Below are 25,470 nucleotides of genomic sequence, written 5' to 3'. Positions count from 1 at the left end.
TCAGGCCCTTTGCCATGCACGCTGGCCGAACAGGCCACTGGGCCTGACCAGCAGGAAGGCCAAGGCGGCCACGTAAGCGAACCAGCCTTCGATGCCGCTGCCCACCAGCGGACCGAGATAGACCTCCGCCAGTTTTTCCAGCGCACCGATGAGCAGGCCACCGACGATGGCCCCCAGCACCGAATCGAAACCGCCCAGCACCAGGACCGGCAAGGCCTTCAGCACCACCAGCGACAGCGAGAACTGCACGCCCAGGCGCGCGCCCCACAAGAGACCGGCGATCAGTGCGATCAATCCTGCCGTGGCCCACACGGCGGCAAGAATGCGCGGCAGGCGCAAACCCACTGCCAATGCGGCAAAGCCGTCATCGGCCAGCGCGCGGAATTCCAGTCCGAGGCGGGTGTAGCGGAAGAAGGCCGACAGCAGCGCCACCATCACGGCCGCCGTGGCGGCGGCAAAGAGATCGAAGGAAGAGATCATCATCCCGCCCAGTTGCAGGGGCGTATCGGCGATGCCCAGCTCCAGCGCATGCACCTGCGTGCCCCACAACAATTGCGCCGCGCCCTCGATCACGTAGGACAGACCCAGCGTGGCCATGAACAGCGTCATCGGCGACTGGTTCTGCAAGGGCCGCAACACCACCCGTTCGATCGACAGGCCCAGCAGGATCATCGCCGCCAGCGTCAGCAGCAAGGCCAGCGCGAAGGGGACACCGCGCTCCACCAGGCTCACGAAAGTCAGCGCGGCAAACAGCAGTTGCGCGCCCTGCGCAAAGTTGAGCACGCCCGAGGTCTTGTAGATCAGCACGAAGCCGATCGCCACCAGCGAATACATCACCCCCGAGAGCAGGCCACCGGTCAGCACTTCGGCGAAGAACACCCAATCGAAGTCAGCCATCACGCGGCCTCCTGCGTGGTGTGATGCTCAGGCTGGGCCACGCCCAGATAGGCCTCGATCACGGCGGCATCCTGGCGCACCTCGGCCGGTGCGCCATCGGCAATCTTGCTGCCATGCTGCAGCACCACCACGCGGTCGGAGAGTCCGAAGACCAGGCCGATGTCATGTTCGATCAGCAGAATGGCAGTCCCGAACTGATCGCGCGCGGCGCGCACGAAATGCGTCATCTCGCTTTTTTCGGTGACGGTCATGCCGGCCATCGGCTCATCCAGCAACAGCACCCGGGGTTGCGCCACCAGCGCGCGCGCCAGTTCCACGCGCTTCTGCAGGCCATAGGGCAAGCCACCCACCGGACGCTCCGCATGCGCGCGCAGGTCGAGGAAGTCCATCATCTGCGCGGCCAGTGCACGGGCCTCGTTGCGCTCGCGGCGGGCGCGGCCGAGACCGGCGATCTGTTCCACGAAACTGGACCGCATCGCATCGACGCGGCCCAGCACGATGTTGTCGCGCACGCTCAGGCCCTTGAACAGGGCCAGGTTCTGGAAGGTACGCGCCACGCCCAGCCGCGCCAGGCGTGCCGTGGGCACCTGCCGGAAACGCTTGCCGGCCAGGCTGACCGTGCCCTGCGTGGGCCGGTACAGTCCGCTCATGACGTTGACCAGCGAACTCTTGCCCGCGCCGTTGGGACCGATCACGGCCAGGATCTCGCGTTCATGCAGGGCCAGGTCGACATGACGCAAGGCCTGCACGCCACCGAAGGACAGGCTGATGCCCTCCAGTTGCAGGACCGGCGCGACGCTGGCCTGCACCGAGCGCTGCGCCGAAGTGCCGGCGTCAGCGTCCGCATGGGCGGGCAGCGCGAGCTCAAGCGTGCCGCTCATGCTCATGCCACCGCTTCCAGTGTCTGCGCCTGATGCGGGGCTGCCGTGGCCGTGGCCTGACGCGCTTCCAGTTCACGCACCAGCGGCAACACTTTCTGGCCGAAGTATTCGACTTCCTCGATGAAGTGCAGGAAGCCGGTCAACACCAGATCCACGCCGATGGCCTTGAGCGCGACGATGCGTTCGGCGATCTGTTGCGGTGTGCCGATCAGGTTGGTCTTGAAGCCGTCGTTGTATTGCACCAGGTCGTCGAAGGTGGACTTGGCCCAGTTGCCCTCGCCTTCGGGCGAAGCCTTGCCCGCCTGCTTGACCGCGTCGCCGAAGGCATGCACCGCCTCCACGTGGGCGTGGTCGATGATGTCCTGCAGGACGGCTTGCGCTTCTTCTTCGGTATCGCGGGCGATCACGAAGGCGTTCACGCCGATGCGCACCTTGTGGCCGTTCTGCGCGGCCTTGGCCTGGATGTCATCGATCTGTGCCTTGAGCCCCTCGACCGTATTGCCGTTGGTGAAGTACCAGTCCGAGACGCTGGCCGCGTTGTCGCGCGCGGCACGGGAGCTGCCGCCCTGGAAGATTTCCGGGTGCGGCTTCTGTACCGGCTTGGGACTGAGCGTGTAATTGTTGAAACGATAGAAATCGCCCTTGAAGGTGAAGTCATCCTGGGTCCAGATGCCCTTGAGTGCGCGGATGAATTCATTGGAGCGGCGATAGCGTTCGTCATGTTCCAGCCAGGGTTCGCCGATGGCCTGGAACTCGCCCTTGAACCAGCCGCTGACCACGTTGATGGCGATGCGGCCCTGCGAGATGTGGTCGATGGTGGCGATCTGCTTGGCCACCACGGCCGGATGCCACGGACCGGGCAGGATCGCGGCCAGCACCTTGAGCTTGGTGGTGGCGTGCAGCAGGGCCTGGCTGAAGGAGACCGACTCGTGCTGGTATTCGGCACCATAGCCGGCGGTGAAACGGATCTGGCTCAAGGCGTATTCGAAGCCGGCCTTTTCAGCGGCCACCGCCAGGCGCTGGTTGTACTCCAGGCTCCAGTCGGTGCGTTGCGGGATCGTGCTCACCACCAGGCCGCCGCTGACGTTGGGGACCCAATAGGCGAACTTGACGGCATCGGTGCGCGGGGTGGTGGAGGTCGTGGTAGCGGGGGCTTGGCTCATGAAAAAACTCCTGTGAAAAAGAGGATGATCGGGTGATCGAAAATGAAATGGCGCGCGGTGATCAGCGGGCGGCGCGGGACGGTGCCGCCGATGCGGCAAGGCCTTGCAAGACCGGCAGCGCCCGCTGCACGGTCAGGACAATGCGTTCCTGCAGGGCCGGGCTGATGATGGTTTCGTTGTCGAACTCCTGGGCATTGGCATACACACCCAGCGGCAGCGTGAGCGCCTGGAAGAAGGCGAACAGCGGACGCAACTGGTGATCGATGGCCAGCGCATGGCGATCGCTGCCGCCGGTGGCGGCCAGCAGCACGGGCTTGCCGAACAGCGACTCCTGCGGCACCAGGTCGAACAGATGCTTGAACAACCCCGAATAGGAGCCGCGATAGACGGGGCTGCCCGCCAGCAGTACATCGGCGTTTTCAATGGCGGCGATCTTCTGGCGCACGGCGTCGGGCAACTGCGCCAGTTCAGTGGCACTGAGCAACTGGCCGCTCAGGTCGGAAAGCGCCACCACTTCCGTCTGGATGGCGATGTGCTGGCCCAGCTGCGCTGCAATGGCATTGAGCAGGCCCAGCGTACGGGAGGGACGGCGGCCGCTTCCGGCGACGATGACGACTTGCAGGGGACGGCTCATGAAGAAGGCTCTCCTTGGATGACTGAAGGAAGGAAGGACGCAATCGCATCCGCCCTCCTCATTCAGCGAAGAACGTGCCACCCTGCGAAACCTTTCAAATCAAGGACTTGCAAAAATGCGGGCTACTGCTGCAGCAGCAATCTGCTCCCGCGCTGCTGCTGGAGCAGCAAGAATGCTGCGCCAGGCTTGCTCCGATGTGCCTCCTTATTTACTAAGTTTTCGAAGCTGTATGACAGCTTTGCATTCTCCTGCCGAAGCTGTCGCCAGACGGCGACGGATGATCGTCAGTTCCTTGTCAGACAAGCTTTTGCGGGCGATGACCCAACGTATACCGAGCATGCTTATGCTGAATTGGTCGTTAATGCGCTCTTTGCATATTGTTAGAATCAATTCACCTTCCCTTCCTGTCTCTCCCCCCGGAGCAGGAGATTCCACAAGCCCGGAGCCTGACATGCATGCCAGCCCTCGCTCTGCCCATCTGTATGCGCTGCCCTCTTCGCCGGAGGGTGATGGCGACCTTGCCGCGCGCACCGCATCGCCGCTGCTGACCTTGCCGCATGCGCGCAAGCTGGGCACGTCCATTCGCGCCACGGCGCAGGTGTTCCATGATCCGGTCTCGGTGGCCCTGCTGGAACGCGTACAGCGTGTGGCACCGAGCGATGCCAATGTGGTCATCATCGGTGCCACCGGTACCGGCAAGGAACTGATCGCGCGTCACGTGCATGCGTTGAGCCATCGCCGTGATGCGCCCTTCGTGGCCGTGAATTGCGGTGCGTTTTCGGAGAGCCTGGCCGAGAGCGAATTGTTCGGCCATGAGAAAGGCGCCTTCACCGGTGCCATCGCGCACAAGGTCGGCTGGTTCGAGGCGGCCAACGGCGGCACGCTGTTCCTCGATGAAATCGGCGACCTGCCGCTGGCCATCCAGGTCAAGCTGTTGCGGGTGCTGCAGGAACGCGAAGTGGTGCGGCTGGGATCACGGCGCAGCATTCCCATCGACGTGCGCGTCATTGCCGCCACCAACGTGCGCTTGCAAGATGCGGTGGCGGCCGGCCATTTCCGCCAGGATCTGTATTACCGGCTGCAGGTGGTGCAACTGGCCATTCCGCGTTTGCGCGAGCGGCCTGCGGATATCCTGCCGCTGGCCTATCACTTCCTCCATGAATATCGCCAGCGGCTGGGCTATGGCGCGCCCCGCATCGATGCCGAAGGCGAACGCAAACTGCGCGAGCACGACTGGCCGGGCAATATCCGCGAACTGGAAAACGCCATCCACCATGCGCTGCTGATCTGCCAGGAAGACAGCCTGCGCGCCGAGCACTTCCATCTCTCCCATGTGGAGCGGCGCCCGGTGTACGCCGCGCATGGCGGCATCGATTGCAGCAACGATCCCCTGCAAGCGCTGGAACAGGCCTTGCAGAACCTGTTCAATCAATCGCAGGCGGGCCTGTTTGAAAAAATCGAAGACACGGTATTTCGTACCGCCTTCGAGTTTTGCGAACGCAATCAGGTACAGGCCGCGCGCCTGCTCGACATCAGCCGCAACGTGCTGCGGGCGCGGCTGATCCGCAATGGGCAGATCTCGGCGTTGAAATGACGCTCATTGCAAAATAACAACTTGAACAGACTTTTCTTCACAACAAACTTACAATTTCCCAACAATTGTTAACGATTATCATTTATATTCATCGGCCCGATTATTTGCCTGGCTGTTTGAATACCGATGATGATGCACCGAGGATTTGCGACTTCCCTTCCCTGCCGCTGCGCCACCAGCGCCGCGTGGCTGCTGACCAGTCTGCTGGCGGTGGCGCCCCTGGCCTGGGCCGACGATGCGGCCACGGCCGCAGGCAGCAATGCAGCGGCCCTGCCCGAGATCAGCGTCTCTGCTGGCCGCGACAAGGCCAGCAGCAGTTACAACGCCACCAGCACCAGCGGTGCCACGCGCACTGATACGCCGTTGATGGAGCTGCCGCAGTCGGTACGCGTGATGACTACCCAGCAGATTGAGGACCTGGGTGCGGTGCGTCTGGCCGATACGGTCGATTACGTCAGCGGCATCAGCCGCCTCAACGACTTCGGCGGTACCTGGGACAACTTCGCCATTCGCGGCTTCAGCAGTACCGACATGGGTTTCCTGGTCAATGGCTTCCCCGGTTCGCGCGGCTACAATCCGCGCCGCGATACGGCCACCATCGAACGCATCGAATTCCTCAAGGGCCCGGCCGCAGCGCTCTATGGCAGCAGCGAGCCGGGCGGCACCATCAACATCGTCACCAAGAAGCCGCAATTCACGCGCAAGAACAGCGCCGAACTCAGTGCCGGCACCGGCGGCCTGCGCCGTGCCACGGTGGACAGCACCGGTCCCTTGAGCCAGAACCTGGCCTATCGCCTGATCGCCATGACCGAGGAAGGCGACAGCCGTTCCAGCCTGCTCAACAACCGCCGCTCGCTGGTGGCCCCGTCGCTGGCCTGGGTGATCGACAAGGACACCCTGCTGAACTACGAGGCCGAATTCCTGCAGGCCAGCACGCCGCTGGACCGCGGCCTCATCAACGTGCGCGGCGTGCTGGGCACGCTGCCGCGTGACCGCGTCCTGAACGAACCCTCGGATGGCAACATGGCCATGCGCAGCAATACGCATCAGCTGACGCTGGAGCGCACGCTGTCCGAGCAGTGGCGTGCCAGGCTTGGTGCCAGCTACAAGGAAAGCAGCTTCGATGGCTATTACACCGAAGCGGCCCTCTCCAATCCGCTGGCCGCTGACAACCGCACGCTCAACCGCACCCGCACCTGGCGGCAGCTTCCCTCGCGCGATACCTCCTTCCAGGCGGAGCTGCAGGGCAACTTCAACACCGGTGCCATCGGCCACACCCTCCTGATCGGTGCAGAAGCATCGACGCTGTGGATGAATACGGAAATCCTGCGCTCGGCCAATACCCCCATCGATATCTACAATCCGGTCTACGGCAGCCCGTTGCTGCCGCTGACCAACCGCACCAGCAGTTCGGACGAAAGACAGCGCGTGAAGGGCGTGTTCGTGCAGGACCAGATGAGCCTGTCGCCGCAATGGAAATTGCTGGCGGGTGTGCGCTGGGATCAATACAAGCAGAGCATCGAGAACCGCGTGGGCGGCGTCACCACCACCTCGCAACAACAGAGCGCCGTGTCGCCGCGCGCGGGCATCACCTATCTGCCGACGGCCTGGAGTTCGGTGTATGTGACGGCAGGCAAATCCTTCCGTGCCAACAGCGGCGTGGATGCCAGCGGCCGCGCCTTCGATCCGCAGCATTCGACCGCCTATGAAGCCGGCCTCAAGCTGCAGACCACGGATGAACGCCTGGGCGCCAACTTCGCGGTCTACGACATCACCAAGACCAATGTCCTTACCGCCAGCGATACGCCCGGCTTCCAGGTGGCGGCCGGCGAAGCCAAGAGCACCGGCTTCGAGGCCGATGCCTATGGCCAGATCGATGCGCACTGGCGTCTTTCGGCCAATTTCGCCTGGGACAATGCGCGCGTGACCAAGGACAAGACCCTGGCCGCCGGCACGCGCCTGGCCAACATTCCGGCCTACAGCGCAGGTCTTCTGGTCATGCGTGAGGATGCGACGGCCAACGGCGCGCGCTATGGACTGGGGGGCGGCGTGAACTACGTGGGCAACCGTTCGGGCAATACCGCCGACACCTATTCGTTGCCGGCGTATGCGACAGTCAAGCTCCTGAGCTACTGGCAGGTGAGCAAGAATGTGCGGCTGTCGCTGGACGTGCATAACCTCTTCAACCGCAACTACTATCCCGGTTCGTGGAACAACCTCTACGTGATGCCGGGGGCGGAACGCACTGTCGTGGCGCGCATGAAGATCGACCTGTAAATCGTTTCCACGACGCCGCAATGACAACGCCCCGATCCGCACTGCGCATCGGGGCGTTTTTCATGCATGAAGAAAAGTCATGCTTGCACGTGCATCCATTCCTCGTGTGCCTGCTTCAGGCGAGCCACGCCATCGATGATCTCCTGCGGCTGGGCATTGGCGAAAGAAAGTCGCCAATGGCCCGGATCGGATTGCGTGGCATAGAAGGCGCTGCCCGGCACGTACATCACGTTGTGGCGCACCGCGCTCTGCAACAGCGCCGTGGCATCGGTGCCATCCTTCCAGCTGGCCCAGATGAACATGCCGCCTTCCGGCGCAATCAGAGAGAGACGATCACCGAAGGCATCACGCAAGGACGACAGCATGATCGCGCAACGTTCGCGATAGGTGGCGATGATGTGCGGCAGATGGGCCTCCAGAAGCCCGGCCTGCAGATACTGCGCCGCCACCATCTGCATCCACGGCGCAGTGCACAGGTCGCCGGTCTGCTTGGCGATGACCGCACGGCGCTGGATTTCCGGTGGGCCGCACATCCAGCCGATGCGCAAACCCGGTGCCACGATCTTGGACAGACTCGACAGGTACACCAGCCAGTCACGCGCCCCCTCGATCTCCTGTGCCACCTGCAGCAGCGGCGGCTCGGCCTGCCCGGAAAAACGCAGCTGGCCGTAGGGATCATCCTCGATCACGATGAACTGGTAACGCACCGCCAGCGTGAGCAAATGACGGCGGCGTGCCAGCGGCAAGGTGGCGCCGGTCGGATTGGCGAAGCTCGGCACCAGGTACAGCAGCTTGGGCCGGGCACCCGCCAGCAGCAAGGCTTCCAGGGCATCGGTATCCATGCCTTGGGCGTCACCGGGAATTTCCAGCAGTTCGGCATGCGCCAGGCGCAAGGCCTGGATCGCCGCCGGATAGCAGGGCCGCTCGATGACAACGCCATCACCCGGCTCCAGCAGGATGCGCAACAGCAGTTCAAACCCCTGCTGTGAACCGGTGGTGACGATCAGCTCGCCCGGATCGGCACCACCGATGCGCGCACGCGTGACCTGCTTGAGCACTTGCGCAAGTTGCGCCGCGCCTTCGGTCGCCCCGTATTGCAGGCAGGCCGCCGCTGCACTGTCGAGCAGGGTGGCGGCGCTCTTTGCCAGCCCTTGCGTATCGAACAGCGCAGGCGCCGGATAGCCGCCGGCAAAGGAAATCATGCCGGGTTGCTGCGTGTACTTGAACAGCTCCCGGATGGGCGACCCCTGGGGCGACTGGAAGGCCGGATTGAAACGATAAGCTGCGGTCATGATCGATACAGGCTTATTGCTCGATCATGCGGTTCCAGCGGTTGTTCCACTCGGAGCGCTTCTCGTTGACGGTATCCCAGTCGACGGTGTTGAGGTTCTTGGTCAGCACTTCGCTCTTGCCCAGCTTGGCCTGCGCGGCATCCGACAGCGGCACGTTGCGGTTGACCGGAATCGAATTGGCCAGCGCCATGCTCTTGGCCTGCACCGCCGGGGTCAGCAGGAATTCCAGCAGCTTCTGCGCCAATTCCGGTTCGCTGTTGCCCTTGATGGGGCAAGCGCCGGTCATGAGCAGCACGCCGCCTTCCTTGGGGGTGGCGAATTCAGCGGGGATGCCCTTGTCCTTCAGGTTGGCGATGCCGGTCACGGTCAGCGGGAAGATGGCCGCTTCATTGGTCTGCACCATCTCGGAAATCTTGGCCGAGCTGGAGAGATATTCGACCACGTTGGGGCCGATGGTGCTGCCCCACTTCTTGAAGCCGGGGTCGACGTTCTTGTCGGTACCGCCCACCAGGCGGTTGAACATCATGAAGCCATACAGGCCGAAAGTACTGGCCGAGATCGACTGGAACACCACCTTCTGCTTGTACTTGGGATCAGCGAAATCCATCCACGAGGTCGGTGCCGGCCAGCCCTTCTCGGCGAACAGCTTCTTGTTGTAGCCGATGCCGAGCACGCCCATCTCGATGGCCACGGCCTGGTCGTTGGCCAGGCGCGCGAAGGGATAGACATCCTTGAGCACGGCGGCGTCCTTGACCTTTTCGCACAGGCTCATGTTGATGGCGCGGTACATGATGCCGTCATCGAGGAAGGCCACGTGCATCTGCGGCTTGTCGCGCTGGGCCTGCATCTTGGCGATGATGTCGGAGGAGGTGCCGGGCACCACCACCACCTTGACGTTGTTGGCCTTCTCGAAGTCGGGGAAGATCGAAGCGGTGTAGTTTTTCTCCATCGTGCCGCCGTTCATGCCGACGTAAATGGTCTTGGTCTGCGCCTGCGCGCCAGAGGCGATCAGGGTCGCAGCGATTGCACAGGTCACTGCCAGGGTCTTCATCTTCATTACTGCACTCCTTGCCGGTTTGCCGTTGTGGGTCCCGCTTGCGCGGGCGTGGGTCGTGGGATGCCATGCCGGATTCCCAGGTGGAGCAGGAATCCGGCAGCGGTGCTGCATTTTTGCTTGGGGTACTGCAGGTGGACGTGGCCGTCGCTCAGTCGATATCGAACTTCACCCCCTGCGCCAGCGGCAGGGTCTTGCTGTAGTTGATGGTGTTGGTGGCGCGGCGCATGTAGTTCTTCCAGGCGTCCGAACCGGATTCGCGGCCCCCGCCGGTTTCCTTTTCGCCGCCGAAGGCACCGCCGATTTCTGCCCCGCTGGTGCCGATGTTGACGTTGGCCAGGCCGCAGTCGCTGCCCACGGCCGAGACGAACAGCTCGGCTTCGCGCATGTCATTGGTGAAGATGGCCGAGGACAAGCCTTGCGGCACGGCGTTGTTCATGGCGATGGCATCGCCCAGTTCATCGTACTTGACGATGTAGAGGATGGGCGCGAAGGTCTCGTGATGCATGATCGCGGTCTGGCCGGGCATGGTCACCAGTGCCGGGCGCACGTACCAGGATTGCTGGCCCATCACGTCCACCCGTTCGCCGCCGGTGACTTCACCGCCCTGCGCACGCGCTTGCTTGAGTGCCGCCTGCATGGCATCGAAAGCAGCCTGGTCGATCAGCGGGCCGACCAGGGTATCGCCCTGCAGCGGATCACCGACCTTCACGCTGGCGTAGATGCGCTTGATCTGCGCCACTACCTGGTCATGAATGCTGCTGTGGACGAACAGGCGGCGCAGGCTGGTGCAGCGCTGGCCGGCGGTGCCCACGGCGGAGAAGGTGATGGCGCGCAGCGCCAGGTTCAGGTCGGCCGAGGGCGCGACGATCATGGCATTGTTGCCGCCCAGTTCCAGCAGGCTGCGGCCCAGGCGTTCGGCCACCACGGTGGCAACCTTGCGGCCCATACGCACGCTGCCGGTGGCGCTCACCAGCGGCACGGTGGCCGAACGCGAGAGGGTCTCGCCCAGGTCGGCACCGCCGATCAGCAGGCCGCACAGTTGCGCCGGCACCAGGTTCGGACGCTGTGCCGAGAAACGCGCCACGGCCTTGGCGAACAGGGCTTGCACGGCCAGTGCCGTGACCGGCGTTTTTTCGGAAGGCTTCCACACCACGGCATTGCCGCACACCAGCGCCAGCGCGGCGTTCCACGCCCACACGGCGACCGGGAAATTGAAGGCGGTGATCACGCCGACCACGCCCAGCGGATGCCAGGTTTCCATCATGCGGTGGCCGGGGCGCTCGGAGGCGATGGTCAGGCCATGCAGCTGGCGCGACAGGCCCACGGCGAAGTCGCAGATATCGATCATTTCCTGCACCTCGCCCAAACCTTCGGAGAGGATCTTGCCGGCTTCCTGGGTGACCAGGGCACCGAGTTCGTCGCGATGCTCGCGCAGCACTTCGCCCAGCACGCGCACCAGTTCGCCGCGCACCGGCGCCGGCACTTCGCGCCAGGCCAGGAAGGCCTGTTGCGCGCCGGCGATGGCCGCTTCGGCGTCGGCCGGCGACTGCGCCTTGAGTTGCGCGATGACCTCGCCATCACGCGGCGAACGGATCACCAGATCGTTGCCGGCGTAGGCCGAGAAGTCGGCACCCAGGGTGGAGAAGATGCGTGGAGAAGACATGGGGTTCCCTTGAAAAGTGGAGTGGGATGGGTCTGGAACGATGGAGTATAAGGACAGCCGCCCCACTTCTTAAAACCAAAAAATTTCACCACATCATGAGTTTTTGGAATGCACTGGCCTGGCGCGCGAGAATGCGCGAGGATGGGCGAGGATGGTGCAGCGCATCACTTCATATCGGCCGCAAGCCCCCGTGCCGTGGCGCTTCCAGCCGCGGTGCCGGGGCCGCGCCGGTGGCGGCTTGCAGCGCCCTCATGGCATGACACGAGATGCATCTGCACGCAGGAGAAAAATGCGCGGCCATGAGTTTTAGTCAGCCTGGAAAATCGCTGCACCGAATCGATGCAGCGCGATGGAAGCCCTCAGCCGCCCTGCGCTTCGCTCAGGATCCACTCGCGGAACTTGAGGATGGCCGCCTTGCCGGCGTTCTTTTCGGGATAGACGAGGTAATAGGATTGCGGGCTCTTGACCGCCAGCGGAAAGGGCACATGCAACTGCCCCAGGCTGATCTCGGTCTCGACCATGAACTTGGGCATGAGCGCCACGCCCATGCCGGCGACGGCGGCCTGGATGACCATGGCCAGTTGCTCGAAGCGCGGGCCCGACAAGGCATTGGGGCAATCCACGCCGACATGGCGGAACCAGTCCTGCCAGGCCTGCGGGCGCGTGGTGTGCTGGAGCAGCGTGACGTTGGCCAGGTCCTCCACCGAGCCCAGGCCTTCGGCCAATGCCTTGCTGCAGACCGGCACCACTTCCTCGCCCATCAACCGCACCATCACGGTATCGGGCCAGTCGGGTTCGCCGAAGTGGATGGCGGCATCGACCTGGCGCGTATTGAAATCGAAGGGCAGCACTTCCGTGCTCAGGTTCAGCAGCACATCGGGATAGGCGGCAGCGAACTTGGCCAGGCGCGGGATCAGCCACTTCACGCCGAAGGTCGGCAGGATCGCCAGGTTGAGCACGCTGGCCAGGCTGTTGTAGGTCATGACCTGGAAGGTCGCCATCTCGATCTGCTTCAGGATGGTGGAGACCTGGGCCGCATAATCGCGGCCGGCTTCGGTGAGGATCAGGCGGCGGTTGATGCGCTCGAACAGCTTGACGTTGAGGTACTCCTCCAGGATCGCCACCTGGCGGCTCACCGCACCCTGCGTCATGTGCAATTCATTGGCCGCCTTGGTGAACGACATGTGCCGGGCCGACGTATCGAAGGCGATCAGGCAGGACGTTGACGGGATGAAACGGCGCATGGGACGAAGACCGCTGGCTGAAGGCGGGGCAGAAGGTGAAGGAGCCCGCACTATAGCAAATGGCGTGCCCTCCCCTCCAGAGCGTCCCTGCACGCTGCCCGTCATGTGAAGCGCGTATTGCCCAGCAGGCAGTGCGGATCAAACACGTCTTGCACGCGGCCGGCCAGCGCGCGTTGTTCGGGCTGCGTGTAGCGCTGGTAGTAATGCTGGTTGAAGGGACCGATGCCGTGCTCGGCGCTGAAACTGCCTTGGTAACTTTTTGCAACCAAGTCGTACAGCGCGGTGCGCAGGGCCTCGATGCGCTCCGGCGGGAACTGCGGCTGCTGCGCCGGCGGGATGGCCAGGTTGAAATGCACGCCGCCATCGCCCCAATGGCCGAAGTCGAACACCTCGGCACCGGCGAAGTCCCGTTCCACCAGGGCCAGTGCCTCGGCGCGGAAGGCTGGCATGCGCGAGCGCGAGACGGAGATGTCGAAGGCGACGATCTTGCCCTCCTGCTTGACGCTGTCGCTGATGGCATGGCGCAGGCGCCACAGGGTCTCGGGCTTGTCGACCACGGCATCGACGATGGCATCGTCGAAATGACGTTCCAGCCAGGCCATGAAGAGCTGGTCGAGATCGAAGTGCTCGCTGGCCGCCGACGACGAACTCAGCTCCACCAGCAAGGCATAGTCCGGTAATGGATCAAAGGGGGCGCTCACCTGCGGCAGGTGGCGCAAGACCGATGCCAGCGCATTGCGCGAGATGCCTTCGAAGGCCGTGAGGAAATCGGCGAACTGCACCTGGGCATCCTGCAGCAGGCGCAAACCCGCTTCCAGCGAGGACGGCACGATCAAGGCGGTGGCGCGCTGGCGCGGCAGCGGATGCGCGCGCAGCACCGCTTGCGTGACGATGCCGTAGCTGCCGGCGGTACCGATGAAGAGCTGTTTCCAGTCCGGGCCGGTATTGTTCTTGTGCAGGCGGTTGCCCATCTCCAGCAGTTCGCCGGGCGGCTGCATCAGCAGCGCCTGCAGACCCAGCGTGTTGTGGCGCACGTCGCCATAGCGGATCAGGCGCGCGCCGCCGGTATTGGCGGCCAGCATGCCGCCTACCGAGGGATCGGCCCCCAGGTCGATGGGAAAGCACAGCCCATGCGGGGCCAGCGCCTGGTTCAGGTCCGACAGGCGGGTGCCGGCCCAGGCCTGGATCACGCCATCGACCGGATCGATATCGATCACGCCCTTGATGCGCTCCATGCTGAGGATAAGTTGCAAACCCGAACTATCAGGCGAAGCCGCACCGACCAGGCCGGTGTTGGCCCCCTGCGGGATCAGCCGGATATTTTCGGCGGCGCACAGGCGCATGAGCTCGGCGGCTTCGGCCACATTGGCCGGACGCGCCACGCACAGCGCCTGTCCGGCCCCATAGCGCGGGCCGTGCTCGTAGGGCTGGCGCTCGGGCGCGGAGGTAATCAGGCCGGCGCTGCCCAGCAGGTCCTGCAGACGCGCCAGCGTGGCCTCAGCAGACACTGGCCGCCTCGCCGCCGGCTGCGCCGGACGCCACCGCCTCGGTCATCTTGAAGATGCCTTGCGCGTTGCCGCTGTCGAAGGTCAGGTCCAGCTTGCGCTGGCCGGCCTCGTCGGCGAAGTAATCGCGCGAGATGAATTCGTAGAAGGAACCCGGCACGGTGACGGCGACCGGCTGGCCATCCTCGCCCTGCAGCTGGTAATCGACCTTGACGGCGCGGAAGGCGGTCTGGCGCACGCGGCCATTGCGTGAGACTTCGACCTGGTCCTTGATGGGACGTCCCAGCTGGCGCTGGCGTTCGGCGGTGGCGACCACGTCGGAGACCCGGTCGGTGGCGTGATTGAAGGCATTGCCTTCGGTGGAGATCCAGGCCATCTCGGCGGACTCGGCCTTGAGCGTTTCGTACTGCGCCAGGGTAGGCAGGTCGTGATGGCGGGCGAAGCACTTGAGCATGGCGGGCAGCAGGCGCTTGGCCTCGTCCATGTCCAGCTTGCCTTGTGCGGACAGCTTGGCCAGCAGGGTCAGCACCTCATCGGAGAGCGGATTGCGCGACGTGGCCAGCACGGCATCCACGGTCTGCTGGAATTGCGGCGAGAACTGTTCCGGATGCAGTTCGCTCACGAAGAACTGGGCGATCTGCTCGGCGTCGTCGATGTGGGTATAGACGCGGCCGGTCATCTTGATGCGCGCCAGCGGATAGGTACCGGTCTGCTGGTAGCCCAGCGGCAACAGCACGCTGGTGAAGAGGGTTTCGCCATCAGGGAAGCCGCTGTCGCGACCCAGGCGCACGGTGCGCACGGCGCCGTGGTCGAAGCAGATCTTGACGCCCTCGCGCTCGGCATCGGCCACGTAGTCACGGCCGGTGGCGACCTGTTGCAGCAGGCCTTCGAAGAGCAGCATGTTCAGGGCCTGCGCCAGTTCCAGGCGCGAGACCTCGGACGCGGCGGGGCGCAGGGTCGAGGCGGGGACTTCCAGGCGCGCGAACTGGCGCTGCACCAGGGCCTCGTCGCCGTAGTGGGAAAGCAGGAGTTGATGGAGATTGCTGTGCTGCGCGGAGATCGTCATTTGCGTGCCTTTGACCGGGTGACTATGAGATAGCCTCATGGTAAGGGCAGCGCGGGGGGCAAATAAAACGATAAATTCTGGGGCTTCGATGCCTTTTACTCATGCAAGGGCGGGAGCGGGGGGTGGAGCGCACAAGCCGGCTGACGGGGCAGGGGCAGCCCATGCGGTTGATATGCCAATGTCGATCACGATGCCGAGCAGATGCTGATCTGTCCATTGACGGTCGTCCCAGAGAGGAAAGGCGGGTGCATCCTGCGCTTGTCGGCATCGCCCTCTTCCCTCTACCGTGTTGCGCCACCGAAAACCCCCTCCGCGGTAACGCAACGCCGGCGCGAGCTTGCAGCCCGCAGTGCCCCCCGACACATGACCGGCAGGGAACGACAGGGGAACTGTATTACAAGCGCAGCGATTTGATTAGCCGTCGTTTTGCGAACGTACTCGTTAATCAAATTGAACAATGCAAGCGCCGCAACGCTTTACCGCGCAGCCGTTTCCTCGTCTTCAGGCGGATGACGGCGCGCGAAATAATCCTGGATCTGGGCGATGCAGGCCAGGATCTTGGCGGGCACGGCGTCGCGATGGCGGGTGGTGATGAAGGCGCAATAGCCCTCCAGCGACCAGTCCGGCAAGACTTCCACCAGGCGTCCCGACTTAAGATCATCTTGCACCTTACTGCGCAGGAAGCGGCCTATGCCATGTCCCTGCACGGCCAGCTGCCGGATCGAGCGGGCGTGGTTGGCGGTGATGCGCGGACCGAGGCGCAGTTGCGCGCATTGCCCGGCGCGATTGGTCAGGGTGAGATCGACCACGGCATCCGGACCATGCGGAGTGAAGAACAACATCTGATGCTGAAGCAGATCCTCGGGACGGCGGATGGCGGCCCTGGCCTGCAGGTAATCGGGGGACGCGCACAGCACGGCGCCCATGCGGGCCAGCGGGATATCGCCGGGGCCGGGAGTCTTGCCTACCCGCAAGGCCAGGTCGACGCTGTGGTCCATGAGGTCGACGTTGTGATCGCTGACGTGGATGCTGATGCGCAGCTGGGGATGGCTGCGGATGAAGTGGTCGAGGGCGGGCACCAGGTATTCGGGGGCCATGAAGCTGGAGGAGGCGATGCGCAGTTCGCCGACCAGTTCCTTGTGCAGGCTTTCGGTGGCATCGCGCGCTTCATTGGCCAGCGCGACGATGCGGGCGCAGTGGGCATAGAAGCCCTGGCCGGCTTCGGTCAGGCTGAGCTTGCGGGTGGTCCGGTGCAGCAGGGTCGTACCGAGGATGGCTTCGAGCGCACTGATGTGCTGGCTGACCGACGACGAGGTCAGCCCCAGTTCGCGAGCGGCCTTGGAAAAGGCTCCCAGCTCGACAACGCGGGAGAAGATCACCATGCGGGGCAGGTAATCCATGGCTTGGTTTTTCATCGTGGCATGCAGGAGGTCGATGGGGTCAGCGTCGACTATAGCGCGGGATGTTGTGTGATGAGCAGACGAGGTGAGGTGGAGATTGGGGCTTGTTTCCTGTTTGGTGGGAAGTGGCTGGGGACGGGTGAGATAGTCACATACGTTACTATTTCCGGGGAGAACTGTTGGGCTTGCTGTCGCTGGCTGGCATCTCGCACGCCTTGGCAGCCATGGATGCCCTATCCTGCAGCAGGCTGGAAGATGGGGTCGATCAACGACAAGAGACACGGCGGCGAGCCCTTCCAGAGTGCATCATAGAGATTACATTAAGTAGAATAAAGCAATATCTATGAGGCATTGAATTGCAAAAATCAGAACATAGATAATGCATTAAACCCTATAATGTCACATCTATGAACGGAGAAACGCATGCCCAAGAAACTCTCCACAGCCCAGGACTGGCCGACACTGGTACAAGAGCGCCTGACGACCTGGGGCAAATGTATTGCCACCCAGCGCCTGCGTCAGCGCATCACTGCCATTGATTTGTCTGCCCGGCTGGGAATCTCGCGGGTGACGCTGGCCAGATTGGAAAAGGGAGATCCTGGTGCCGGCGTGGGTGCTTATCTGACCGCGCTTCTGGCGCTGGGCATCTTCGACCACGCCGTACCGGCATTGCCTGCCGAACTTTGGCAAGGCGACTATGGCCAGCGTGTCAGACTCAATCGGGAGCAGAAGGGAGCTGGCGACGATGACTATTTCTAAACCGGTCTATGTCTATCTGCAGCGTCCTGACAATGGCGAGTGGCTCACCGTGGGCCGGTACAAGGCAGGCGATTCCGGAGAGGGATTTTTCAGGTATGCCCCGTCTTACATCGAGGCCGGGCATACCTGGGCCATTGATCCGCAGAACTTGAAATTTTTGCCCGAGACGGATTTCCGGGCACAACGATATCAAGGTCTGCATGACGTATTGCGGGATGCCTGCCCGGATGCCTGGGGACAAGCGCTGCTGCGTCGCGAACACAATCTTTCGGAAGATGCTCCGCCGCTGCAATATCTGCTCAAGGCCAGCAATCTGGACCGCTGGGGGGCGCTGGCCGTAGGAACAAGTGCGAAGCCGCCCGCTGCGCAAATGAACACACCTGGCCTGCCTCAACTCGATGAAGTGATTGAGGAACTGGCGGCGCTCGCGGAGCATCGTCCTGCTATCCGGGCCGGCATTCGCAAACGGCTGGTCCAGACCGCCAGCGTGGGCGGTGCGCGGCCCAAAGCGACGGTACGGGGCGACCACGGTCAGTTCTGGCTGATCAAGCCGGAGATTGCTACAGACGCCGGCCCTGTTCCGCTGCTTGAGCACGTGGGCCAGCAATGGGGGCTGGCCAGTGGATTGAATTTTGCTCAAACCGTTTATCACGCTGACGCAGGTGGCAGAAAGTCGGTACGCGTTCTCAGGTTTGACCGCACCGGACAACAACGCCACCTGTGTGTGAGCGCCGCATCCTTGCTGCAGGCTGAATATCCCGGGCGTCATGAGACGGACCGCTGGAGCTATCCACGTCTGGCCGAAGAACTCAGGCTGGCGGGCGCACCAAGTACTGACCGTATCGAACTTTTCGGTCGCATGGTCTTCAATGCCGTTTGCGGCAACGATGATGACCATGTACGCAATCATGCGATCGTCTATGCGGAGGAGGAACGCCGCTGGCGTCTCGCACCAGCGTTTGACGTGGTTCCGAATCCGGTGGACACGCCCGCTCGCCTGCACATGCAGCTATCACAGGGGCGCTTCGACATTTCGCGCGACGCAGTTTTGGCTGACGCACATCGTTTCGGATTTGCCAGTCAAGAGGAGGCGGCGGGGTGGCTCGACGCGCTGCTGGCGCGTATTACGGGCAGCTTTGATGCGGTGGCAAATTGCCTGGATCAGGAATGGCAAGCCATGTTGAGCGAACGCTTGTCTCACAACGTTGCGATCCTGCGCCGAGGGCGAGAGCGCGACAATAGTTAGTTGCGGTGCCTTCCATCTCCTCCCTGATGAGCCGGCGCATCATAAAAAACTCACTTATCCGGGCGCTACAAAATTCGTCTCAGGTCAGACCTTGATGACACGTTACGCCGTTTAAAAGCCTACGCTGATGCCGGGGCGGACTGCCTATATGCTCCAGGCATCAAAACAGCCGACCAAATAAAGGCAGTTGTCGAAGCAGTGGCGCCGAAGCCAGTTAATGTTCTCATTGGCTGGCCATCGGACCTGACGCTGCAAGATCTGGAGAATCTAGGGGTGCGACGTGTCAGTCTAGGCGGGGCGCTTGCTCGTGCAGCATGGGGATCTGCTCTACACGCTGCCCGTACCATATTGCAAGATGGAAAATTCAGTGAATTCGCAGGAGCACCATCTGGCTTGGAGCTTAATACCCTGTTGGGGCAGCAACATCCACGGGAATAAAAGCGCAAACAACATGGCGATGCCACTGGGTAGTCGCCGACTCTCGAGCGGCATGTTTTTAACACAGAATCAAGTGCCCGAAGTATTCAGAATACCTGGTACCACAACCGCAGGCTCCAAGTCGTTCTCGTATTGAATTGGGAAACCAGTCACCCCGGCTGAAGGGCATTAATTTGCACAACGATCTGCGACGTTGTCTATTTCCGTCAAGTTGATTGCCCCTCAGAAGCAAGCTGCAATGAACCGTCGTCGCTACATTGGACACAGCAAGCTTGTTCGTTGAATTCACGTGCAACGTCATCACTTGCGAATGCCCCGACTGCGTATGGAAAAGATCTTCCTCCCCGCCGGAATACCAGGAATCACATCAACATGGAGAAGCGATAACATGACTGACAGCCAAGCATCCGAGCCTCAAAAGCCTTCCCTCTACGAACGTCTGGGAGGCTACGACGCGATCTACAAGTTTGCAGGAGAAGTGCTGCGGACCTGTATGAAACACCCCGCCATAGGTCATATCTGGAGCCACATGTCGGAATCCACCTTCCAGAAGGAGCACATCAATTTTGTCGATTTCCTGTCAGTTCACTGGGGCGGAAATGCTCAATACAGAGGGCGTGACATGGTGACCGCACACCGTGGCATGGGCCTAACTGAAGTTCATTGGCAAGCAGTGATGGAATGCATGGACGAATGCTACGACAACTTCGCAGTGCCTGCAGATATACGGGAAGAAGTGACGGCCTTTCTGACAAAGTTCAAGCCCGCTGTCATCGGCAGCCCATCCTACCGCGACGTCGTGCTGGCCCATCCGGAAATGGATGTGGCCAAAGGAATGAAAAGCGTAGGCATCACTTGGCCAAAACCTTGAGCCTCGGAGTAGTACGGATCTTGATAAATTGGTGATCAATCCCCCCTTGATCACCAATTCTGGGCATGGATTTTTTCAGAATTGACCGATAGTGCGCGCCGGTGCAATCGATCGACAAGATGGGATCCTCAAAAGAGCATTTGCTCTACCGGAATTCCCCCATCTTCCCCCCTGCTGGACAAAACAGGGCACAAATTACACCGGTAGGTCAGCCGCCAACTTGAAGGTGGCAACGGCCTGCACGAGCTGCAGCGCCTGCTCCTTGAGGTTCTGTGCTGCAGCTGCACTCTCCTCGACCAGGGCAGCATTCTGCTGGGTGGCTCGGTCCATCATACCCACCGCATTGCCTACCTGAGATATTCCACTGGTCTGTTCGACGCTGGCCGAGGTAATCTCCGCCACGATACCGCTGACATGCCCGATCGAGGCTACGATCTCATCCATGGTCTTGCCAGCCTGATTAACTAACACAGTTCCCTGCTCGACCTGCTCTACGCTACGACTGATCAAGGCCTTTATCTCCTTGGCCGCTCCCGCGCTACGTTGCGCAAGATTGCGCACCTCGCTGGCCACCACCGCGAAGCCCCGTCCCCCTTCGCCGGCGCGAGCGGCTTCCACTGCCGCATTGAGAGCCAGGATATTGGTCTGGAAAGCGATGCCATCAATGACACCGATGATGTCACCGATCTTGCGACTGCTGTCGCTGATGCCCTGCATGGTACTAACTACCCGTCCCACGACTTCACCGCCTTGAGCCGCGACTGCCGAAGCGCCCTGAGCCAACTGATTAGCCTGTTCGGCACTGTCAGTATTGTTCCTTACCGTCGTGTTGAGTTGCTCCATCGTGGCGGCGGTCTGCTGCAATGCACTGGCCTGCTGTTCCGTGCGCCTGCTCAGGTCCTGATTACCCTGTGCGATTTCGGCTGAGGCAGTCGCCACGCTTTCCGACCCCTTGCGAACCGAAGACACAACACGCCCAAGCGATCTCTGCATATCGGACAAAGCCTGGAACAAGGGGCTGAACTCATCACGATCGTCGTCCCGAGCACTGACCATGAGATCTCCATCACGGATATGCTCTACTACTCGCTGTGCCTGTTCTGATCGACGACGCAGCACTCTCGCGCAATACCACGAAAACGCGACCAGGCCAGCAATTACGATAGCGGTCAGCCCTACCAGCAGATTACGCAAGGATTTGCTGCTTTCCTGGATTAGTGCGATTTGCTCCAGCAGGAGATCCGACTGCACCTTCTTTTCCCCTATCAAACCGTTGAGCCAGGTATTGAGCGCGGGCAGGGTCTTCTCATTAAGAAACGCAAAGGCCTCATCCTGACTGCCGGAAGCGATGCCTGCCTCAATGAGCTTGATATTGAATTCGGCAGCGTCCCAGAATCCAGTCTTGTAGGTGACAGCTCTGGCGAAAAATTCTTCTCCCTCCTTGGTATGGATTTCCTTTTTATACTCGACAAAAATTTCGCCCAGTTTCTTTTCGTCACTGCGCATGGCTGCCTGAATCTCGGCTATCGCCTGCGGCTGCCGGGCATTGAGCATGGTATGACGCAACTGTGCAGAGATACGCGTGATCATCAATTCCACATCTGCAATACGCTCCAGCTGCCTTACCCGCACACTGGCAGTGCGCTCGGCGATGGCAGAGACGTTGTTCAGTGAAATCCAGGCCATGCTACTGACACCCAGCAATCCCAGTGCCAACACAAAACTCACCAGATTCAAGCGAGACACGATACTCAGCTTCATAGTGATCCTTCAAGGTAGATTCAGACAGCATGGCTTGTTCGCCCCGCAGCTCGGCAGCCAAGCCGCGAACCATCGGAGCGATCAAGCATGCACAACGATGGATCCCCGCTCAATCAGAAAATCTGCAGCAGTCGCAGGTTCAGACGGAAGTTTTCTTTAAACCCATTGTCGACCGACAAGTCGCGACCGATACTGCCCATGATCTGCGTCTTGGCCGCCACGAAGGTACTGCCACCGAAGGAAATCTTCAACTGATTGGGTTGGTCGTGGCTGTCCACGCCATTGACGCTGGTTTCTCCGCCCCAGGTCCGCGACAGCCCCGCAGTGGCGTTGGTGGTGGCAGAAAACTGATAGCGCAGATAGGACTGCAATTGATAAAGCGGTGCTTGGCGCATACTGCCGCGACCGCTTCCATAATCGTTGTTCTTGCCATAGACCATCACATCCCCGGTCAGGTCGAGATACAAGGGACCGGATATCCGCTGAACCAGACCCGCTTGCAGGTCGAACTTCCATCGGTTCTCGCCAACGTTGAGCGCGCGACTGTCGGAATACGATCCAGTGGGCAGGTAGAGATAAGGGGCCACCGCAAAGAAGGTCGATTTTGAAGGATCGTTGACCAGCCACACAGGCGCGGCCAGGATCAGGTCACCCAGGGCGTTCTCACTGCCCAGCGCCTTGATGTCGCGGCCACTGCGCAGACTGGCGAAGGGCAGCAGCACCTGGGGACCCACCGTATAGCCGCCGATGTTCATGTAATGCACCAGGCGCAGGATGGTCACATCAGTGGTCAGCAAAGGATTGCCAGCACTGCGGGTACCACCGCTGTAGCTGGCGTCGCGTTCGGCATGCTGCTGATACAGCAGACCGGCGGTGGTCCCCGCAGGGGCCGGCACATAATCTGCCGGATCGACATCGATGGCGCAAGCGTCGGCCATCACGCCCATCGCCAGGGCAACGGCAATGGAGAATAAGACCGTTCGCAACGAGGCGAAACGGCGTCCTGCTTTCAAGTGCATGTTCATCTTGTCCTCTCTTTTCATATGGATGGAATCGCCGTGTTCCGAACAGGCGTCGTCACATGCCTGCACCGATCCGACGGTGATGAAAAGATAAAGAGGCAAGGCCCGCCTGACTCGTCAAATCAGGCCAAGGTACTTGCCATAACAAGACATTCTGAAAACTGATACTTTCCACGCCCGCCTTGACGTGGATTGCATGCCTGTCGTGCCTCTCCTGGTGTGCAGAACGCAAAGACGGAAATACGTAAACGATTTCCCATTTTTCCTCACGACACTGGCTGGCTTGTCCGCAAATGACAAACGAATGACCTGCACGGACAAGCATCGACAGTAATGCTCGCCAATGATAGCGATGCACGGTGGCCGCGACGAGCTTGCTGACCGCCGCTGCTGACCTTCCCATTGCAGTGCAATGCCCCATCACGGGGCATTCGAAATACAGGAGCGCGAATTTCATGCCTATCGTCCGACCCACCCCAGAGCAACTCAAGGAGCTCGCCAGTTCCCTGCACATCCAGCTCACCACGGAGCAGGCCAGTCAATACCTGGACTTGATGCAGGCAAGCTTCGATGCCTACGATGTCATCGATGGCTTGCCCGATGAAATTCCCGCCGTCAAGTATCCGCGCGCGGCTGCCGCCCGGCCGGCAACCAAGGACAATCCCCTCAATGCCTGGGCGTGCAAAAGCACCGTCAAGGGCGCCCCCCAGGGCAAGTTGGCGGGCCGCACCGTGGTGCTCAAAGACAATGTGGCCCTGGCAGGCGTGCCGATGATGAACGGCTCTTCCACACTGGAAGGTTTCGTGCCGAGCTACGACGCTACCATCGTGACCCGCCTGCTCGATGCCGGCGCCACCATTCTTGGCAAGGCCACCTGCGAGCATTTCTGCCTGTCGGGCGGCAGCCATACCTCCGACCCGGCTCCGGTTCACAATCCCCGCCGCCACGGCTATGGTTCGGGCGGCTCCTCGTCGGGCAGTGCGGCGCTGGTGGCGGCAGGCGAAGCGGAGATGGCCATCGGTGGCGACCAGGGCGGCTCGATCCGCATTCCCTCGGCCTTCTGCGGCACTTATGGCATGAAGGCCACGCATGGCCTGGTTCCTTATACCGGCGTCATGCCCATTGAAGCGACGGTCGATCATGTGGGGCCGATCACCGCCAACGTGCGCGACAACGCGCTGATGCTGGAAGTCATCGCCGGCGCCGACGGCCTCGATCCACGTCAATACGCGCCTCAGGTGCAGCCTTATACTGCAGCGCTTGACCGGGGCGTGCGTGGCCTGAAGATCGGCATCCTCACCGAAGGTTTTGCCCTGGGCAATATGGATCAGCGGGTGGCAGATAAGGTGCAGGATGCGATTGCCCAACTGGAAAAACTGGGAGCATCCGTAGCCCCCGTATCGGTCGAGGAACATGTGCTCGCCGGTGCGCTCTGGCAGCCCATCGGCTGCGAAGGCCTGACCATGCAGATGATGCATGGCAACGGCATGGGCTTCAACTGGAAGGGGCTCTACGACCTTGGCCTGCTGCAGCACCACGCCCATTGGCGTGAACATGCCGACGATCTGTCGGCCACGCTCAAGCTGTGCATGTTCGTCGGCCAATACGGGCTGACCCGGTATCAGGGCCGCTTCTACGCCAAGGCCCAGAACATCGCCCGCCGTGCGCGCGTCGGCTACGACAAGGCGCTGGCCGATTTCGATCTGCTGGTCATGCCCACCGTCCCCATCATCGCGCAGCCATTGCCGGCCGCAGGCTGCCCCCTGGCCGAGTACGTCGCGCGCGCCTTCGAGATGATTGGCAATACCGCACCGCTGGACATCACAGGTCACCCGGCCATGTCCATTCCCTGTGGCACGGTCGATGGCTTGCCCGTGGGATTGATGGTGGTCGGCAAACACTACGCCGAAGCCACGCTCTATCAGGCAGCGGCAGCCTTCGAGGCCAGCATGGATTGGCAGCAGCACTGATGTTTCTTTCGTGAAGTTCTTAGCGGCATTTTTTACCACCCCGCATTTTCAAGCCAGGAGTCAAAAAATCATGAGCAATCCATCCTCTTCCGCACAAACTTCCACCCCGGGTGAACGGGCGTGGGCGCTCTTCAAGGTTCTCAACGACAAAAAGCTGATTCCGGAAGGCTATATCGAAGGCCTGACCGATCTGCTGGCCAACAAATTCTCCCCGGCCAACGGTGCCCGCGTGGTGGCCAAGGCCTGGAGCGATCCGCAATACCGCGAACTGCTGCTGCGTGACGGCACGGCCGCCTGCGAAGAGTTCGGCTATACCGGCCCGCAGGGCGAATACATCGTGGCGCTGGAAGACACGCCCACACTCAAGAACGTCATCGTCTGCAGCCTCTGCTCCTGCACCAACTGGCCAGTACTGGGCCTGCCGCCGGAGTGGTACAAGGGCTTCGAATTCCGCGCCCGCCTGGTGCGCGAGGGACGCACGGTGCTCGCCGAACTCGGCACCGAACTGCCTAAGGACATGACGGTGAAAGTCTGGGACACCAGCGCCGAGACCCGTTACCTGGTGCTGCCGATGCGTCCGGCCGGCACCGAAGGATGGAGCGAAGAGGCGCTCAGCAAGCTCCTCACAAAGGACGTGCTCATCGGCGTGGCCCTGCCAAAGGTGGGTTGAGCGCCGGTCTGCTCCACCGCAGCTTGGCTTTTATTTCATATTCAATCACTGGAGATTCAA

General features: G+C 61.7%; 21 protein-coding genes and 1 pseudogene. 8 read left to right on the top strand and 14 right to left on the bottom strand.

Going from position 1 to position 25,470, the window contains the following annotated elements; genetic code table 11:
• From JOD78_RS12155 to msuE, 4 genes are all read right to left on the bottom strand, one after another.
• Positions 1 to 897: a branched-chain amino acid ABC transporter permease gene (locus tag JOD78_RS12155; RefSeq protein ID WP_121044613.1), complete on the bottom strand. Its 897-nt coding sequence runs from the start codon at positions 895 to 897 to the stop codon at positions 1 to 3.
• On the bottom strand, positions 897 to 1,784 hold the full coding sequence (locus JOD78_RS12150; protein ID WP_209567913.1) for an ABC transporter ATP-binding protein: 888 nt from the start codon (positions 1,782 to 1,784) through the stop codon (positions 897 to 899). Before JOD78_RS12150 ends, JOD78_RS12155 begins: the two co-directional genes overlap by 1 nt.
• Entirely contained in the window at positions 1,781 to 2,941 is a 1,161-nt protein-coding gene (sfnG, locus tag JOD78_RS12145) for a dimethylsulfone monooxygenase SfnG (RefSeq protein ID WP_209567915.1), read from the bottom strand. The genes JOD78_RS12150 and sfnG overlap by 4 nt, the downstream gene beginning before the upstream one ends.
• A gap of 61 nt (positions 2,942 to 3,002) precedes the next feature.
• Complete coding sequence (gene msuE / locus JOD78_RS12140) at positions 3,003 to 3,575, bottom strand: FMN reductase (protein ID WP_209567917.1); 573 nt, start codon at positions 3,573 to 3,575, stop codon at positions 3,003 to 3,005.
• A gap of 451 nt (positions 3,576 to 4,026) precedes the next feature.
• Here msuE and JOD78_RS12135 point away from each other — a divergent pair, with 451 nt between their 5' ends.
• Both JOD78_RS12135 and JOD78_RS12130 read left to right on the top strand, forming a co-directional pair.
• The gene (locus JOD78_RS12135; protein WP_209567919.1) at positions 4,027 to 5,169 is read left to right on the top strand and encodes a sigma-54 dependent transcriptional regulator; all 1,143 of its coding nucleotides are present in this window, start codon (positions 4,027 to 4,029) and stop codon (positions 5,167 to 5,169) included.
• 126 nt (positions 5,170 to 5,295) lie between these two features.
• Positions 5,296 to 7,446 carry a TonB-dependent receptor gene (locus tag JOD78_RS12130; protein ID WP_245202096.1) on the top strand — a complete coding sequence of 717 codons (2,151 nt, stop codon included), beginning with the start codon at positions 5,296 to 5,298 and terminating at the stop codon, positions 7,444 to 7,446.
• Between the two features lie 77 nt (positions 7,447 to 7,523).
• On the opposite strand, the gene JOD78_RS12125 is transcribed toward JOD78_RS12130, so the two are convergent.
• The 7 genes from JOD78_RS12125 to JOD78_RS12095 all read right to left on the bottom strand — a co-directional run bounded on the left by JOD78_RS12125 (position 7,524) and on the right by JOD78_RS12095 (position 16,688).
• Entirely contained in the window at positions 7,524 to 8,738 is a 1,215-nt protein-coding gene (locus tag JOD78_RS12125) for a PLP-dependent aminotransferase family protein (protein ID WP_209567921.1), read from the bottom strand.
• A gap of 13 nt (positions 8,739 to 8,751) precedes the next feature.
• Positions 8,752 to 9,795, bottom strand: a complete 1,044-nt coding sequence (locus tag JOD78_RS12120) for an ABC transporter substrate-binding protein (protein ID WP_121044632.1) — start codon at positions 9,793 to 9,795, stop codon at positions 8,752 to 8,754.
• A gap of 148 nt (positions 9,796 to 9,943) precedes the next feature.
• Entirely contained in the window at positions 9,944 to 11,458 is a 1,515-nt protein-coding gene (locus tag JOD78_RS12115) for an aldehyde dehydrogenase family protein (RefSeq protein ID WP_209567923.1), read from the bottom strand.
• A gap of 359 nt (positions 11,459 to 11,817) precedes the next feature.
• Positions 11,818 to 12,702, bottom strand: a complete 885-nt coding sequence (gene gcvA, locus JOD78_RS12110; RefSeq protein ID WP_209567925.1) for a transcriptional regulator GcvA — start codon at positions 12,700 to 12,702, stop codon at positions 11,818 to 11,820.
• 101 nt (positions 12,703 to 12,803) lie between these two features.
• The gene (locus JOD78_RS12105; RefSeq protein ID WP_209567927.1) at positions 12,804 to 14,210 is read right to left on the bottom strand and encodes an FAD-binding oxidoreductase; all 1,407 of its coding nucleotides are present in this window, start codon (positions 14,208 to 14,210) and stop codon (positions 12,804 to 12,806) included.
• Positions 14,200 to 15,273, bottom strand: a complete 1,074-nt coding sequence (locus JOD78_RS12100) for a DUF1338 domain-containing protein (RefSeq protein ID WP_121044644.1) — start codon at positions 15,271 to 15,273, stop codon at positions 14,200 to 14,202. The genes JOD78_RS12105 and JOD78_RS12100 overlap by 11 nt, the downstream gene beginning before the upstream one ends.
• A gap of 476 nt (positions 15,274 to 15,749) precedes the next feature.
• Complete coding sequence (locus tag JOD78_RS12095) at positions 15,750 to 16,688, bottom strand: LysR family transcriptional regulator (protein WP_245202095.1); 939 nt, start codon at positions 16,686 to 16,688, stop codon at positions 15,750 to 15,752.
• A gap of 408 nt (positions 16,689 to 17,096) precedes the next feature.
• Here JOD78_RS12095 and JOD78_RS12090 point away from each other — a divergent pair, with 408 nt between their 5' ends.
• From JOD78_RS12090 to JOD78_RS12075, 4 genes and pseudogenes are all read left to right on the top strand, one after another.
• Complete coding sequence (locus tag JOD78_RS12090) at positions 17,097 to 17,432, top strand: helix-turn-helix transcriptional regulator (RefSeq protein ID WP_209567928.1); 336 nt, start codon at positions 17,097 to 17,099, stop codon at positions 17,430 to 17,432.
• Entirely contained in the window at positions 17,419 to 18,678 is a 1,260-nt protein-coding gene (locus JOD78_RS12085) for a HipA domain-containing protein (RefSeq protein ID WP_209567929.1), read from the top strand. The genes JOD78_RS12090 and JOD78_RS12085 overlap by 14 nt, the downstream gene beginning before the upstream one ends.
• Before the next feature lie 87 nt (positions 18,679 to 18,765).
• Positions 18,766 to 19,116: pseudogene (locus JOD78_RS12080) on the top strand (isocitrate lyase/phosphoenolpyruvate mutase family protein); the annotation flags it as partial.
• Positions 19,117 to 19,504: 388 nt separating this feature from the next.
• The gene (locus tag JOD78_RS12075; protein ID WP_209567931.1) at positions 19,505 to 19,987 is read left to right on the top strand and encodes a group 1 truncated hemoglobin; all 483 of its coding nucleotides are present in this window, start codon (positions 19,505 to 19,507) and stop codon (positions 19,985 to 19,987) included.
• Between the two features lie 195 nt (positions 19,988 to 20,182).
• Here JOD78_RS12075 and JOD78_RS28240 read toward each other — a convergent pair whose 3' ends face one another.
• The 3 genes from JOD78_RS28240 to JOD78_RS12060 all read right to left on the bottom strand — a co-directional run bounded on the left by JOD78_RS28240 (position 20,183) and on the right by JOD78_RS12060 (position 23,227).
• Entirely contained in the window at positions 20,183 to 21,748 is a 1,566-nt protein-coding gene (locus tag JOD78_RS28240) for a methyl-accepting chemotaxis protein (protein WP_209567933.1), read from the bottom strand.
• Between the two features lie 113 nt (positions 21,749 to 21,861).
• Positions 21,862 to 22,767, bottom strand: coding sequence for a transporter (locus JOD78_RS12065; RefSeq protein WP_245202094.1), 906 nt, complete (start codon positions 22,765 to 22,767; stop codon positions 21,862 to 21,864).
• A 58-nt stretch (positions 22,768 to 22,825) separates the two neighbouring features.
• Complete coding sequence (locus JOD78_RS12060; RefSeq protein ID WP_209567936.1) at positions 22,826 to 23,227, bottom strand: hypothetical protein; 402 nt, start codon at positions 23,225 to 23,227, stop codon at positions 22,826 to 22,828.
• Between JOD78_RS12060 and JOD78_RS12055 the strand changes: the two genes are divergently transcribed.
• Together JOD78_RS12055 and nthA are read left to right on the top strand one after the other, a co-directional pair.
• Positions 23,226 to 24,740, top strand: a complete 1,515-nt coding sequence (locus JOD78_RS12055) for an amidase (protein ID WP_209567938.1) — start codon at positions 23,226 to 23,228, stop codon at positions 24,738 to 24,740. The two genes, JOD78_RS12060 and JOD78_RS12055, sit on opposite strands and share 2 nt — an antisense overlap.
• Positions 24,741 to 24,810: 70 nt before the next feature.
• Positions 24,811 to 25,410, top strand: a complete 600-nt coding sequence (gene nthA / locus JOD78_RS12050; RefSeq protein WP_209567940.1) for a nitrile hydratase subunit alpha — start codon at positions 24,811 to 24,813, stop codon at positions 25,408 to 25,410.
• Positions 25,411 to 25,470: the final 60 nt, after the last annotated feature.

The organism is Herbaspirillum sp. 1130, assembly GCF_017833835.1.
Lineage (GTDB): Bacteria > Pseudomonadota > Gammaproteobacteria > Burkholderiales > Burkholderiaceae_D > Herbaspirillum > Herbaspirillum huttiense.
The sequence above is the reverse complement of the archived record's forward strand: the minus strand, read 5'-3'. Positions and strand labels throughout refer to the sequence as shown.